Annotated in this window: 17 protein-coding genes; 12 read left to right on the forward strand and 5 right to left on the reverse strand. The window is 45.0% G+C overall.

The features are described 5' to 3' along the window. Positions 1 to 807: GUN4 domain-containing protein (locus QUA88_RS18330; RefSeq protein WP_333273017.1), on the forward strand; the 807-nt coding region annotated here is incomplete at its 5' end. On the opposite strand, the gene QUA88_RS18335 is transcribed toward QUA88_RS18330, so the two are convergent. After that, complete coding sequence (locus tag QUA88_RS18335; RefSeq protein ID WP_333273020.1) at positions 725 to 1,165, reverse strand: hypothetical protein; 441 nt, start codon at positions 1,163 to 1,165, stop codon at positions 725 to 727. The genes QUA88_RS18330 and QUA88_RS18335 overlap by 83 nt on opposite strands. Before the next feature lie 236 nt (positions 1,166 to 1,401). Between QUA88_RS18335 and QUA88_RS18340 the strand changes: the two genes are divergently transcribed. The 6 genes from QUA88_RS18340 (at position 1,402) to QUA88_RS18365 (ending at position 4,937) form a co-directional block, all read left to right on the forward strand. Further along, positions 1,402 to 1,614: a helix-turn-helix transcriptional regulator gene (locus QUA88_RS18340; protein ID WP_333055443.1), complete on the forward strand. Its 213-nt coding sequence runs from the start codon at positions 1,402 to 1,404 to the stop codon at positions 1,612 to 1,614. Positions 1,615 to 1,684: 70 nt separating this feature from the next. Then, the gene (locus QUA88_RS18345; RefSeq protein ID WP_333055442.1) at positions 1,685 to 1,909 is read left to right on the forward strand and encodes a helix-turn-helix transcriptional regulator; all 225 of its coding nucleotides are present in this window, start codon (positions 1,685 to 1,687) and stop codon (positions 1,907 to 1,909) included. A 225-nt stretch (positions 1,910 to 2,134) separates the two neighbouring features. Next, positions 2,135 to 2,962 carry a M15 family metallopeptidase gene (locus tag QUA88_RS18350; RefSeq protein ID WP_333055441.1) on the forward strand — a complete coding sequence of 276 codons (828 nt, stop codon included), beginning with the start codon at positions 2,135 to 2,137 and terminating at the stop codon, positions 2,960 to 2,962. 216 nt (positions 2,963 to 3,178) lie between these two features. Beyond that, entirely contained in the window at positions 3,179 to 3,757 is a 579-nt protein-coding gene (coaD, locus tag QUA88_RS18355) for a pantetheine-phosphate adenylyltransferase (protein ID WP_333055440.1), read from the forward strand. After that, complete coding sequence (locus QUA88_RS18360) at positions 3,640 to 4,326, forward strand: DivIVA domain-containing protein (RefSeq protein WP_333055439.1); 687 nt, start codon at positions 3,640 to 3,642, stop codon at positions 4,324 to 4,326. The genes coaD and QUA88_RS18360 overlap by 118 nt, the downstream gene beginning before the upstream one ends. A gap of 455 nt (positions 4,327 to 4,781) precedes the next feature. Then, on the forward strand, positions 4,782 to 4,937 hold the full coding sequence (locus tag QUA88_RS18365) for a hypothetical protein (protein WP_333055438.1): 156 nt from the start codon (positions 4,782 to 4,784) through the stop codon (positions 4,935 to 4,937). A gap of 14 nt (positions 4,938 to 4,951) precedes the next feature. Here QUA88_RS18365 and QUA88_RS18370 read toward each other — a convergent pair whose 3' ends face one another. Further along, positions 4,952 to 5,683: a TIGR04283 family arsenosugar biosynthesis glycosyltransferase gene (locus QUA88_RS18370; protein WP_333055437.1), complete on the reverse strand. Its 732-nt coding sequence runs from the start codon at positions 5,681 to 5,683 to the stop codon at positions 4,952 to 4,954. Positions 5,684 to 6,055: 372 nt separating this feature from the next. Between QUA88_RS18370 and ubiG the strand changes: the two genes are divergently transcribed. From ubiG to QUA88_RS18395, 5 genes are all read left to right on the forward strand, one after another. After that, positions 6,056 to 6,901, forward strand: coding sequence for a bifunctional 2-polyprenyl-6-hydroxyphenol methylase/3-demethylubiquinol 3-O-methyltransferase UbiG (ubiG, locus tag QUA88_RS18375; protein ID WP_333055436.1), 846 nt, complete (start codon positions 6,056 to 6,058; stop codon positions 6,899 to 6,901). Between the two features lie 479 nt (positions 6,902 to 7,380). After that, the gene (locus QUA88_RS18380; protein WP_333055435.1) at positions 7,381 to 7,707 is read left to right on the forward strand and encodes a cupin domain-containing protein; all 327 of its coding nucleotides are present in this window, start codon (positions 7,381 to 7,383) and stop codon (positions 7,705 to 7,707) included. Between the two features lie 162 nt (positions 7,708 to 7,869). Next, the gene (gene fldA, locus QUA88_RS18385) at positions 7,870 to 8,382 is read left to right on the forward strand and encodes a flavodoxin FldA (RefSeq protein WP_333209025.1); all 513 of its coding nucleotides are present in this window, start codon (positions 7,870 to 7,872) and stop codon (positions 8,380 to 8,382) included. Positions 8,383 to 8,532: 150 nt separating this feature from the next. Further along, positions 8,533 to 9,270, forward strand: coding sequence for an alpha/beta hydrolase (locus QUA88_RS18390; protein WP_333209027.1), 738 nt, complete (start codon positions 8,533 to 8,535; stop codon positions 9,268 to 9,270). A gap of 196 nt (positions 9,271 to 9,466) precedes the next feature. Then, positions 9,467 to 11,440 (forward strand): ATP-binding protein, encoded by a 1,974-nt coding sequence (locus tag QUA88_RS18395; protein WP_333273025.1) that lies wholly within the window; start codon positions 9,467 to 9,469, stop codon positions 11,438 to 11,440. Positions 11,441 to 11,631: 191 nt separating this feature from the next. On the opposite strand, the gene QUA88_RS18400 is transcribed toward QUA88_RS18395, so the two are convergent. The 3 genes from QUA88_RS18400 to QUA88_RS18410 all read right to left on the reverse strand — a co-directional run bounded on the left by QUA88_RS18400 (position 11,632) and on the right by QUA88_RS18410 (position 14,545). Beyond that, on the reverse strand, positions 11,632 to 11,898 hold the full coding sequence (locus tag QUA88_RS18400) for a FeoC-like transcriptional regulator (RefSeq protein ID WP_333055429.1): 267 nt from the start codon (positions 11,896 to 11,898) through the stop codon (positions 11,632 to 11,634). A 65-nt stretch (positions 11,899 to 11,963) separates the two neighbouring features. After that, on the reverse strand, positions 11,964 to 14,303 hold the full coding sequence (gene feoB, locus QUA88_RS18405; protein ID WP_333273028.1) for a Fe(2+) transporter permease subunit FeoB: 2,340 nt from the start codon (positions 14,301 to 14,303) through the stop codon (positions 11,964 to 11,966). After that, positions 14,303 to 14,545 (reverse strand): FeoA family protein, encoded by a 243-nt coding sequence (locus QUA88_RS18410; RefSeq protein WP_333209033.1) that lies wholly within the window; start codon positions 14,543 to 14,545, stop codon positions 14,303 to 14,305. The genes feoB and QUA88_RS18410 overlap by 1 nt, the downstream gene beginning before the upstream one ends. Positions 14,546 to 14,565 lie beyond the last annotated feature (20 nt).

The following is a 14,565-nucleotide window of genomic DNA, read 5'->3' on the forward strand; positions in this document are numbered from 1 at the left end:
TGCTTAAGCTTCGGTGCGCCTACCTTAACGGATCAATATCCGTTTGATGATCAAAAGCGCAAAACCGGGATGCTCCCCAGCAATCTGCGGAATTTATTAGCTGCCCAAAAGTGGAAAGAAGCTGATGAGGAAACAGTTTACAAGCTGAAGGAAGTTTTAGGAAGAGAACATCCAGCAGACATCTTATTGGCAGACATCAAAGGCTTTTTCTGCGAAGACCTGCTTACCATAGACCAACTCTGGTTAAAGTACAGCAAAGGCCGTTTTGGTCTTAGTGTCCAGAAGCGGATTTGGGAGATTCTCTACAAAGATTGGAATATGTTGGGCGATCGCGTCGGATGGCGCGCGGACGGCAAATGGATGTACCGCGACGAGCTCACTTACAATTTAAATGCCCCCCCTGGACACCTCCCAGTTAATATATGGGGTCAGTTCGGGTTTTTCTCTAAGTCTAACGATCGCTGGACTGTTGGCGGCAACGAAATACCTTGGGTGTTTTGCTTAATAGGACGACCGCCCCATAGAGCGCAGCTTCTCTTTCAAAGGCTTGAGTATTGTAGTTTGTGCCAGACGGGAGCGCGATCTTCGGGGAGAGCGGGCTTTAAATTCATCATCAAATTAACCTTGAGTAAAAGCGATCGATTGCTTAACAAATTTGCCTCTGCAATCCGAGCGACTGTTATTTGCAACTCACAAAAAGTAGGGACAAAATCCGCTCATCTCCTCAAAAAGCGTGAATACACTCTTTCACCACACAATAAATATTCCGCAGCCCCTCTACCTGGAATTCTGACAACCCGTGCTTAATCTTACCTACCAACTTACCCCAGTTGTAGAGTTCTTCCACACCGCGAGACTGCCGAAATTTCCCCTCATAAAAATCTACCCAAAATATCGGTGCTCGGTGTTGGCTGCTTCTCCAGCGTTTCCGCCACCGAATGCAATCTTGCAGCGTCGGCGGTTCGACTCCTAAAATTGGCGGCATATCTCCGTAGCTGACAAACCGACTAATCCCAACTCCCACAACGTGGATGACGTAAGCCCAGCAGCGAATGTCCCGAATCTGTTCGGGCTTGACTTTCAAGACTTTGGCCACTGCTTCTTTGGTTACAAAGCGAGCAAGTGGATTTATTTGCTTGGCTTCTGAGTTTTGTTTTGGTATCATGGTTGGTGACTCGGTGACTCCGACTTGTTTGGGGTGACTGCGACTTGTTTGGGGTGAATCCGACTTGATTTTGGGTGAATCCGACTTTTTGTTGGTGAATCCTACTTTTTGTTGGTGAATGCCAAATTGTCGGTCATTTGAATAAATAGCTGTTCGCTCTTCAGTTTTCGAGGCCGGGGGGCGATCGCTATTTATGATGTAAATATTTTAAGACCAATACTGGCCTGTTGTCAAGAATGGGATTGATTAAGTTGCGGATTCGAGAGCTGGCTGCCGAGAAGGGTTGGACTTTGACAGAGGTTTCTGAGCGATCGGGAGTTCACTACAGCACGCTTAAGAATTATGCTCGTTCGCCCGGGTTAGCAACGGTTGACGTTACTCATTTGCAAAAATTAGCTCGAACTTTTGACCTGTTGATTGAAGATTTGTTTGATGTTGTGGAAGATTAGGCCCCGGGAGTGCGGTTGCGGTGGTCGGCGCTTTCAATCTCATATATACTATAGGTGAAATTTCACCCTAATGTCAAGAGGCGAATTGGTTAAATTGCGGATCAGAGAGTTTGCTGCTAGGGAAGGCTGGACGCTGAAGGAAGTAGCCGATCGCTCTGGAGTATCCTACAATACTGTTAAAAGTTATGCCCGATCGCCCGGTATGGCAATGGCTGACATCGGTGCTCTGCTAAAATTGGCGCGGACGTTTGATGTGTCGATCGAAGAATTGTTGGATTTTGTCGAACAACAGTAACAAATTACACTTAAAATAAACCAGCGCTACCAACGCCAACCAGTTCGACATCGCAGGGACGATCGACTGTGGGCCCAAGCAACAGATGCGAGAGTTGGCGGATGGGACGGGGCGAAGTGTGAAAGAGATGATATATTCTCAGCGGCAATTGTAGCTGTTCGATCGCCCATATCGATCTACAATTTGTAACGTTGAGCCTTATTGAAGTGCAGGAGTGGAGCTGGCTTGGATAACGCTAGTCTGTCAAGAAAACCCCCGCAAGCCTCGGAGCTTGTCGCCGACGAAATTCCAGAAGCAGTGCGAGATCACCCATACCCAGAAGCAGGGCAGAGTCAGTCTAAGAAAAAAGGGCTGATTTGGAAACTGCTAGGGTTGGCCGCCTTAGCCTTTGGGGTCAGCATCTGGCTGCACCTCAACTTTAACTTGTTCCCAGCCACCAGTCAGGCAGAGCAAACTCAACAAGACTCAGCGCCCACCAGTTCCGCGTCTCCGTCTGTCCCGAGTCCAGCTACCACCCCAAAAGTCCCCGCACTCCCAGAAAACCTGCTGGGACACTTGCCGTACCCAGAAGCACCAGCCAAAGACTTGGTAAGCGTCACCTCCGACGGTAGCGTCAAACTCCGCACCTCAGCAGCAGCAAAATATCAGGAAATGGTCAACGCCGCCGCAGCATCAGGCATCTATTTCGCTCCCATATCCGGCTTTCGCTCGCTGCAAGACCAACAGCACGTATTTTTTGATGTGAAAGCCGAACGCAGGCAAAACGCCAGCAAGCGAGCCGAAGTCAGCGCCCCTCCAGGTTACAGCGAACACCACACCGGTTATGCGATCGACATCGGCGACGGCAGCGCCCCGGAACACAACCTCAGCCCCAGTTTTGAAAATACCGAAGCATTCAAGTGGTTAGAAGCCAACGCCGTCGCCTTCAGCTTTGAAATGTCCTTCCCCAGAAACAATCGCCAAGGCGTCAGTTACGAGCCTTGGCACTGGCGGTTTGTGGGCGACAAGCAAAGCCTCGAAACTTTCTACAAAGCTCATTCGATGAAAAAGTAGAAGGAAGAAGGAAGAAGGAAGTTCGGCAACGGATTCGCTTGCGCGAGATGTAACGGATGTAACGGATGTCCGTCAGAAGAAGGAAGAAGGAAGAAGGAAGAAGGAAGATTTTCCACATCTCCCACTGCCCCACTCTCCCACTGCCCCACTATCCTACTCTCCCATTCCCCTACTCCTCCACTCCTCCACTCCCCCCCACTCCGTTGAGCCAAACTCGTGATTGCAATCTATCCAGGCAGCTTTGACCCCATTACCTTCGGTCACGCAGACATTATCGAGCGGGGATCTAAACTGTTCGATCGGGTAATTGTTACCGTAGTCAGAAACCCCAGCAAAACCCCTCTCTTCACCGTAGAGGAACGGATCGAGCAGATCCGGCGCTCTACCCAACACTTGCCAAATGTAGAAGTAGACAGTTTTGAGGGTTTGACAGTAAACTATGCTAAGATTCGACAAGCCAAAGTGCTGCTGCGGGGGCTCCGGGTATTAACAGATTTTGAAATGGAACTCCAGATGGCCCACACCAATAAAACCCTTCTGGGTGAAATTGAAACAGTTTTTTTGGCAACTTCTAACGAGTACAGCTTTTTAAGTAGTAGTGTAGTTAAAGAAATAGCCAAGTTTGGTGGCTCCGTAGATCATCTTGTTCCGAAACACGTCGCCCTAGATATTTACAAATGTTACGCCAGCAGGAACCAACTCGCATCGAACCCGACATTACCGGACGCGGCACTGAGAACGAATCACCTCAGAACACAGCCACCTTCGGAGATCCCACCCGAACCGCAGGAGTAGACATCCAGCGGGAATTGAATCGGCTTGAGGAAATTGTTCTCGACAGCCCGCGAATTCCCATGACCAGACGCACTCTGGTGGATGAAGAACAGTTGCTCGATCAGTTAGACTTGGTGAGGCTAAATTTGCCGATCGCCTTTCAGGAAGCCGAGACGATCATCCGGCACAAGGACGACTTGCTTCAAGAGGCAGAACTTTACGCTCAGGAAGTGATAGAAGCAGCAGAACAGAGAGCGGCAGAAATTTTAAACGATATGGGCCTGCTCCAGCAGGCGAAGATAGAGGCAGATCAGTTGCGGCAGCAAGTTTTGCTCGACTGCGAGGCAATTCAGCAGGCGACGCTGGCGGAAGTCGAACAAATTCGCTACCAGGCTCAAGAGGAATTGGAAGAGATGAGAGTCAGGGCGATGGCTGAATGCGAGGAAATTCAAAACGGAGCCGATGATTATGCCGACCAAGTGCTCGATAATATCGAGCACAAGTTGAGCGATATGCTGCGCGTGATCCGCAACGGGCGCGATCAGTTGGATAGTGTTTCTGCGTCCCACATTCATCACAACAACGGTTAGCCCACAGTGAACTCATTGCTTGAACATTTCTAAAAGTCTACCTAATTTAGGTAGATTTTTTTTCGCAGTAGATTTTTTTTCGCAATAGTCTCTATAGCAATCCTCGCATAATTTGTGAATTTCTTACTCCCTCCCCGAAACCGCGGGGAGGGTTGGGATGGGGTAAAAAATTTACGACTCTTTTAGGATTGCTATATAGCACTCCTCGCATCATTTGCATAATTATTGTAGGGGCAATCCCACGCCCGGTTGCCCGATAGATAGGGGGTAGGCACTCTTAGGAATGAGAATTAAATAACTTCCACTCTTGAAAGTGGGATGGGCGGGACGCCCGTCCGTTTTGGACGGGCTATAAGAGCCCATCCCACAATAACAATTAAAATTGTAAGTTATTTAATTCGCGATCCTTAGCACTACCCCAACAAATTTATCTGAATCATTTAGGATTGCTATATGTGTTGTTAGTGTTTTATAAGTTTATTGACGCGGTAAATCCCCTGCTGAAGCTCGGCTTTTTAGTTACGGGGACTTTGTTAGGTTGTTGGGCGATTATTTACCTGTTGCAGAAAGTTTTGCCCAAAAATTACAGCCAGTACATTTTGGGAATTTAATCAAATTTTGTGTTTCAGCGGATGTCTTCATAAAACTGCTTGAGATACCGGGGAGAAACGCCAAAGCCCCACAAAAAACCAATCGCAAGATAGATCGCAATAGCTTTAAATTCGCCCCAACTCGCAACTCGTCGATCGCTACTTTCCACTACCCGATTGACTAACTTAAGTCTCCCGCGTCGCACTAACTTCAAACACAAATCCGCTTCCTCCATAATTGGCAGCGCAGCATCGAAACCCTCGCATTCCCAAAAATCGGTACGGCGACAAAAAATAACTTGGTCGCCAAACAGCAGGCGCAATCCTTGGAAAAATAAATGAGGTCGAAATAACAGCGGCGCGTAATAAGTTTTGAGGTAATTGTGGAGGGAAAAACCCCATTTTGTTTGCTGCGAACCAGCCATCAGGGAGATAAACCCGCCACCGGAAATTTCGGCATCGGACAATGTTTTCTGGATAACTGCTACAATGTCGTCGGGAACTAAAGTATCGGCGTGCAGAAAGCACAGAATTTCACCGGTGGCGACTTGAGCACCTAAGTTCATTTGCAGGGAACGTCCGGCTATACTGCTAGAAATAACGCGGATGCCGGCGGAAAGTGCGATCGCCGTTGTGTCGTCTTGACTGCCGCCGTCTACCACCAACACTTCCCAAGCGGGAGGATTAAGGATGCTGAGTTGGCGGAGGGTGCGTTTCAGACAAGTCGCTTCGTTGAGGGCTGGGATGATAATAGAAACGCGATCCATCGGGTTGAAATTTATGCCAGAGATATTATAATAAAAAACTGTGGCGATTCACAACTAACGAGAACATAGAACTTACGCGCGCGGATTCAGAAACCTGGTGTCGGCCTGCGAACTCGTCAATCGATTTTCGATTTTCGATTGTAGATTTTCGATTGACTTGCGCGAGATAAATGCTCTTTCTTGAGGATTTTCTATTTTCGATTGTGGATTGATTCCACGGGTAAATCACGTGGCGGGTACCACATGAAGAAATTCTTGGTCACGAAACATCCGATTTTCTACAGAAATTGGTTTTTTTGGCGTCAGTCCTATAAAATCACGCAAAAGTGCAATCGCCATCTATATTTTCCACTAATCAGGAATGAAAAAATCGTGCAGAAAACAGAAGTAAAAAATGATTTAGAATTTTACGACGAAAATGCTGATAATTGGTGGGACGAAAAATCTAAAATCTATGCTCTTTACCACCTAAATAAACCCAGATTTGAGTTTTTTGACAGACACGCGACTAATTGGCAAGGGCTGAAAACCTTAGATGTCGGGTGCGGGGGCGGCTTTTCTTGCGAGTTTATGGCCGAGAGAGGTGCTATTGTTTCTGGGATAGATCGATCGGAGAAATGTATTGTAGCCGCTCAAAATCACGCAGTTACCAGCGGTTTTGAGATTGACTACAGGCAAGGTTTTGCCGAAAATATGCCCTACGATGACAATACCTTTGATGTGGTAATTTGCGTGGATGTTCTAGAACACGTTGCTGATTACAAACAAGTTGTGTCTGAGGTTCACAGAATTCTGAAGCCCGGAGGATTGTTCTTTTTTGATACAATTAATCGAACTTTTTCGTCGCAAGTTGTGATGATTGGGCTGATGGAAAATATTTTGCAAGAAATTAGGCGGGGGGTTCACGATTGGGAAAAGTTTATTACGCCGGAGGAACTGTCTGCGGTAATGCGAGATACGGGTTTTGGCAATATTGAAATTAAAGGTTTTGATATGTTTGGAGAAATGGGTTCTGTTTTAGCCCAGATGCACGGTTTTTGGGGGAATTTTACACGCGGAAAGCAGTTGTTTCCTTCCGGGGCAGTTTTCAAACAAGCGGCTCAACTTTTAACAGTTAATTTCGCTAACTATATTGATTACAAAAAGTCTGGGTTGTTTAAAATCCAAATCAATGAGGATACGTCGATTATGTATGTTGGCGTTGGGGCGAAGAATTAGTCGGTTGATTGTTGATTGTTGTCATTAGGGGCGAGTTTGAGACGGATTTGGGCGATCGACAAATCCGGCTATAACCCGCCTCTATTGCATTTTTTAGGGTACGCACGCAGCGGTACACCTTATCCTGTTGAGTGCAATACACATATTCCGTAGGCACTGCGCCGTATCCTTACTGTATTGCGGGCAATTGAGAATTGCTATATTGGCGATCGCACTACAAATATAATTTTAAGACCTAATTGCAAATAATTACTAACTATTTTTTAAGTTAAGCCCTTGCGTCGCGCTGTCTTAGCGTCCACAAACACCGCTCCGTGTGAATTTGGGGCTGCTTGTGCTGAGTTTAAACCTAGTCTGACAGCATTATGTAACAAATCTTAATGGTAGACTCTTGACAATTTATCTAAATTGCATGGTAGCTTATTGAATATTAATTGCAATAAGTGCCGGAAGTTAACAGTACCTGGAGGTCAATCACCGTGACAGCAGCAATAGTTTCCGCATCCGCCGATCGAATCAGCGACGGACAACCCGCCGACAGCCAAAAACTGATGAGTTTGGGTAAAAATTCCGAAATACCTGACCTCGATAACTCCAAAGATGTAACCCTCGCCGTCTTAGAAGGAGGGGGAACTCTCACGGTGTGCGATCGAACAGTCACTTTAAAACCCGGAGTATTTGTGTTTGTACCCGCAGGCATCCCGCGCAGTCTAAAAGTACAAACGACGCTGAATCTGTTACTAATTGACGGAGAAGCAGACCCAGATATGAGCGAGTCAGCTTGGTTGATGAATTTTCAAATTTAACCCAATGAAAAAACAGTGTCCTTGCTGTCTTGACTCCCTGATTTCTCAGGTTTGCCACAATCGCGTCTACTGTTTTTGCATGAATTGCAGGCAGGAAATGCCAAATCCTGACTCAAAAAAAAGAAATCTCAAACCCTGTCAACTTCTACCTTCGGAGTAACAATGTCGAAATCAATTGGTCTTTTCTACGGAACTACAACTGGCAAAACTGAGTCTGTGGCTGAAATGATTCGGGATGAATTTGGTGGCGATATCGTGACTTTGCACGAGATAGGCAGCATTGAAAATGATGATTTTGCTGAATACGAATGTCTGATTATCGCTTGTCCGACTTGGAATATCGGCGAACTGCAAAGCGACTGGGAAGGCTTTTTCCCAGAACTTGATGATATTGATTTTAGCGGCAAAAAGGTGGCTTATTTGGGAACTGGCGACCAAGAGGGCTACCCGGATAATTTTATGGATGCAATGGGGGTTTTGGCTGAGAAAATCACGGAACAGGGCGGCGAAACTGTTGGCTATTGGCCGATAGACGGCTATGATTTTAATGAATCTAAAGCGGTAGTTAATGGCAAATTTTTTGGTCTTGCGATCGATGAAGACAACCAATCCGATCTGACGGAAGCACGGGTAAAATCTTGGGTATCTCAACTCAAGACAGAATTTGCGATCTAGGATTAATGGTGGGCAGGTTTTGCAATTACTCGTTACCAGGATCTGCCTCCAATTTTACTCAGCGATGCAAAGCCTTTGGACATCGGTTCCCAAGAAGAGTCTGGGAACCAGTTAAAATTATTAATAGCTCCCTTTTCTAACTTAAAAGTGATGAGATATACTTCAGATGATGTGCTATGGCTAAGTGCCAGTCCGAGTTTGCAATTATTCGATATTTCTCTCATTAACTACTTAAATCATTCAGTACCAATACAAATATGGGAATACGAACAAACGGAAGATGAAGCTTGTTCTTTAGATGTCGCTGTTGAGCTACTACATCACTATTTGAAAGCGCGGAATAGCCCAATTCATCTAATCGGTCACAGTACCAGCGGACTAATTGGTTTAATGTATGCCCGCCGCTATCCTCACAAAGTCAGCTCTTTGGGACTTTTAGCTGTCGGCTTGCCATCTGCTATTAATTGGCAAGCTCATTACTATACACATCTTTCAGCTTTTTCCTGGAGCCGCAAACAAATTTTAACTCAAATGGTTGGCGATATGTTGGGAGAACAAAATCAGTATATTAATCAAAAATTTGTATCATATTTTGAAGAAGATTTAGCACTTTCGCCTTCGCCTCACTCGTTATTTAGTACGACTAATTTATCCGATGGGGGTGTAGAAGTACCTTTGTTGTTATGCAGTAGCAAGACGGACTTTGTAGTATCTCCTATTGTCATGCGCCCCTGGCTTAAGTTTCTGAAAAAGGGCGATCGACTTTGGGAATGTAAAGATGGTAGGCATTTTTTTCATCACTTCTATCCAGAACAAGTTGGGGAAGAAATACTAAACTTTTGGCTGTCTCTACACAGTCGCCAACCGATTTTAGATTTGAGGTTCTAGATTTGCGCCACTATTGACATAAATAAGTAACAAGTTTTGGGGTGCTAAAAGCAGTCTACTCGCCAGCCTGCCAAAATTTACTACAGATTCAACTCTTTATATATCAAGACTTTGCAGCACTAGCAGCTTCCCGCAATGAAAATCTACGGTTAATGTATTATGATATATTAATAAGTTTTATTGTCAATAATTAATTATGAAAAATATAAGGAGTGCGATCGAGGGCGACAACAGCTCAATCAAGATCCCGCCGTACTTTCGAGTACCGCTGAGCCTCAAAATTATCGTGCCGTTTCTAAGTGTATCCGTCACTCTATTGTTATTAGTCATACACACAGTTAAAATCGGATTTGCCAACACTCTCGAAAAAGGAGTGCGCGATCAAGTTGAAAACCAAGCATTTTTAGCCGTGCGAGACTTCAAAAGTCGATCGACTCAATTGATAATGCAAGCCAAACTGCTATCAGAAGAAGCCGAACTTATTCGCGCTATAGAAAAGAAAAACACAGACATCTTGCGTCAAGATATATTATCTCTAAAAACCACATTTAAACTAGATTTAGTCAAAGTAGTAGATGGGCGGGGCGAAATGGTAGCAGAGTTGCGAGAAGATTCGCTCATACATAAGAAGTTAATCAATAGCGCAGCGATAAATTCAGCACTTAAAGGCTTAGAAAAGTCAAATATTGTCAGCATTGATGGCAAACCGCAAGCATTGCTAGTAGGATTTGCACCGATTAGAAGCAAGAATAGGATAGTTGGTGCTGTAGTCGTCGGTGACTTAGTGACAGACGAAAAATTGGATAGAATCAACATTGATACTAAGAGTAAAAACTACTTCGCAATCTTTAAATCAGGAGAATTAATTGCTACTAATTTTCCCCAAATTCGCTCTAAATCTTGGAAAAAACCTACACCACAGACATCGACTACTAAAATAGATATTGAGCGCCTGTCTTACATAATGAAAACGGTAGAAATCTCCGAAATAGGCGATAGCATAGCTCTAGGTGTGTTTAGCCCAATGGCGACAGTGCAGCAAACGCAATTAACTTTATCTCAACGGCTAGATAGTTTCTTTTGGGCAGGGGTAATTCTAGCCACGATTGTTGGTGCTGTAGTTAGCCGAATCATCGGAAAACCAATTCTAGATTTAACTCAAAATGTGAATTGGATGGCAAGCAATGAATACTTTTCTGGTAGAGTACCCATTCCTTCCTCTGATGAGGTAGGTCAACTTGCGGAAGCTTTCAACTGTATGATAGAACAAGTAGAAAATCGCGATCGTACACTAAACCTACAATTGCACCAACTGCAACAAACGCTTCACGATTTAAAAAATGCCCAATCTCAACTAATTCAAGCCGAAAAAATGTCCAGTTTGGGGTTGATGATGGCTGGTATTGCTCACGAAATTAACAACCCAGTTAACTTTATTTATGGCAACCTCTCTCACGCTAATCAATATACTCAAGATTTGCTCAGGCTTGTAGGACTTTACCAGCAGGAATTTCCGAATGCAAGCGCGCCGATTCAAGACTGCATCGAGGAAATTGAACTCGACTTTTTATCAGAAGATTTGTCGAAGTTACTATCTTCGATGAAAATGGGTACTGAGCGAATTCAGCAAATTGTTTTGTCCCTGCGAAACTTCTCTAGGTTAGATGAAGCTGAAATGAAACCTGTCGATATCCATGAAGGAATTGACAGCACTCTATTAATTTTAAATAGCAAAATCAAAACAGCGATTAAAGTAATTAAAAATTATGGAAAATTGCCCTTAGTAGAGTGCTATCCGTCGCAGTTAAACCAGGTATTCATGAATATCATAGCCAATGCTGCTGATGCACTGTTGAGCAATCCAAATCTGCGAAACAATGAGATTGAAATCCTCACAGAAATAGCAGGAGTAAATCAAGTGGTGGTGAAGATTAGAGATAACGGTAATGGGATTGACCCGGATGCAATCAATAGGCTATTTGACCCATTTTTTACCACTAAACCTGTGGGTAAAGGAACTGGTTTAGGGCTGTCAATTTCCTACCAGATAATCGAGAAGCATCAAGGGAAAATAGAAGTGAATTCGGAAATAGGGCAGGGAGCAGAGTTTGTGATTTATTTGCCGATTAAAGCCCGCACCAAAGAAGCCGCTTGTTTGTGCCAGAGTTAAGACAGTTGCTTGAATTGAATATCAGTTAGCTATTTGATTAGAGGAGACGGCATTGCCGTATCCCTACCGCAAAATAATCATGAACTCGCGAGGAGGAAACGGCAGTGCCGTTTCCCTACCCCGATTAATTGTAGGGAAACGGCAGTGCCATTTCCTGATTTCTGAAGTCCTTACTACGAAATTAATATCACTTAATGGCAAGTTGCAGAAACTGGCTCTTTTTCTGACACCGACTCGCCAGGATTTACCCATACATAAATCTCCGTTGCATCGTCGGCGCAACTGCCACACCCGCCGCACTTTTTGGCTTCTGCCATTTTGCTAATTCTGCCTTTACGAATTAGGCGGTTTAACATTCCGCGCAAAGCATCGCCATCCATGCGAAAGTGGATTTTTAGATCCGCGATAGAGGCTCTTTTGTTGTCAGCAATAAATTTTTGGATTTCGCTTAAAATCATGGCTTTTCTCCTTTGTTTGATTCTTAAACGTAGTTAACAGTTAACAGTTAACAGTCAACAGTCAACTAACTACTGATTGCTGCGCGTCGCTTGGGGCGTATTGCACCGATCATTTTTAATCCCGCAAGTGTCAGCGCCATAGCTATTACCAGTCTCACTACCCAAATAACAGAAGATTCTGGATGCTCTGCATATGTCGCGACTTGATAATATAGGACTGCAATCCAGTAACCTAAACCAGTAGTCCATAAGCCTGCGAATACAGTCCATCCCAAGTTAGTTTCGCGGTAAAGCGCAGCCGTTGCGGAGACGCAGGGAAAGTACAGCAATACAAAAAGCAAATAAGCAAAAGCTGCTTGATTGGAAGCGAACCGCTGGGACATTTGTCCGTAGGTGCTACCAGAGATACCTTGGTCTTCTTCCGCTTGTTTTTGGTCGGTAATATTAGTAGAATTTAAGCCGAGGGGATCGAAAAGTTGACCGGGAAGTTTTGTAAGATTATCTGGTATGCTAAAAAATGCTTGGCCGATATTTCCCCAGAAACTAAATTCTTCTTCTTTCTCCGGTTCTCCACTTGCTGCTTTTTGTTCGTCGGCTAGTTGGGTGTACAAGGAATCTAAGGTTCCAACCATTACTTCTTTGGCAAATATTCCTGTTAGCAAACCGACGGTGGCGGGCCAGTTTTCTTGGGTGATTCCCATTGGTGTAAATACAGGTGTTGTCGCGTGGCCGACTGCACTAAGAATTGAGTCTTTGCTGTTGTCTTTGCCGAAGGAACCGTCGGTGCCCACTGAGCTCATGAATCCTAGTATAACCACCATGATTACGATCGCAATTCCGGCCTTTGTGATAAAAGCTTTCAGCCTGTCCCAAGTACGCAGCAGCACTCCTTTGAGCTTGGGAATGTGGTAGGGCGGCAATTCCATAACAAAAGGCGCGGCTTCTCCTTGGAGGATGGTATTCTTGAGGATTAGTCCGGTGAGAACAGCGGCTAGAATTCCGATTAGGTAAAGTCCTAATACCATGTTTTGACCGCCGACTTGGAAGAATGCGCCGCAAAATAGGGCGTAAACTGCTAATCTGGCACTACAAGACATGAATGGATTCATCATAATCGTCATTGTGCGATCGCGCTTATTTTCCAATGTTCGCGTCGCCATAATTCCGGGGATATTGCAGCCGAAACCGACTATCATCGGCACAAAGGATTTACCGGGAAGTCCGACAAATCGCATCAATCTGTCCATCACGAAGGCAGCCCGCGCCATGTAGCCGGAGTCTTCTAAAACAGACAAACACAAGAACATCATCCCAATTTGGGGGATAAATGTAGATGTGGTTTGAATGCCACCACCAGCACCTTTTGCGAGAAGTCCAATCAACCATCCTGGTGCGCTGATACTTTCTAAAAGTTTAGCGAAACCATCTACAAAAATTGTCCCCAAGGCGATGTCAAAAAAGTCGATAAACACTGCACCAACGTTAATCGAAATGGTGAACATTAGGTACATTACCGCTAAGAATACGGGAATGCCTAAGAAACGGTTGAGAACAATTTGGTCAATTTTGTCAGAAACGTTGGTTTTGACTTCTCTAGAACATTCGGTGACGCCTTGGGTTAGGTTGCGGATGAAGGTGTAACGGCTGTCGGCGATGATAATATCGAGGTCGTCATCGAGGGTTTCATGGACTCGGCGGCGGTGCGGAACGACGATTTTTTCGAGTTCTGTACTGGCGAGTTCCGGGGCGACTTCATCCTGATATTCTAACAACTTCAGGGCTGTCCAGCGGGCATCTACGGTGCGATTTGGGCTGTGTTTTTCGATGTGCGGGATGAGTTGGACGATCGCATCTTCGATCGTAGCCGGATAAGCGACATAGGCAGATGGTACGATCGGCTGAGACAGCGCCCGATTAATCGCATCACGCAACAGAGGCACTCCGTCATTCGAGGAAGCACTCATCGGCACTACCGTACAGCCGAGGCGTTCTGCAAGTTTATTGACCTTGATTTTGAAATCCCGTTCTTTGGCAACATCCATCATATTCAGCGCCAAAATTGTCGGTACGCGCATCTCCAAAATTTGGGTAGTGAGATACAAATTGCGCTCTAAATTAGAAGCATCAACAATATTAATAATTAAGTCAGATTCCCCAGATAGCAAATAATCTCGCGCTACCAATTCATCGAGTCCAGTATCTCCATCTTCCGCATCAAGAGAATAAACTCCCGGTAAGTCAACAATCGTAATTGCTAAACCATCGTGAGTGTATTTTCCCTCTTTGCGTTCGACAGTTACTCCCGGCCAATTACCTACTCGCTGCTTGGCACCAGTCAGGGCATTAAATAAGGTAGTTTTGCCACAGTTAGGATTGCCTACCAATCCAATAATTTGCTTAGCCATTATTTAACCTCTTCTACAAATAGAGTTTTAGCTTCATCTTTGCGTAAACTGAGTTTGAAACCCCGCACGAGGATTTCGATGGGATCTCCCAAAGGTGCGTAGCGGGTGATAGTAAATTCAGTTCCCGGTGTCAGCCCCATTGCCAACAATTTGCCCTTATAGGCGCGGGCTGTTTTCTCATAGCCAATGACGCGGCAGATTGCGCCGACAGCTAAATCCCCTAGTTGTTTTTTCTCGTTCATCTGTTGTTTGAATGCAGTCT

Source organism: Microcoleus sp. D3_18_C2 (assembly GCF_036702395.1).
Taxonomy (GTDB): Bacteria; Cyanobacteriota; Cyanobacteriia; order Cyanobacteriales; family Microcoleaceae; genus Microcoleus.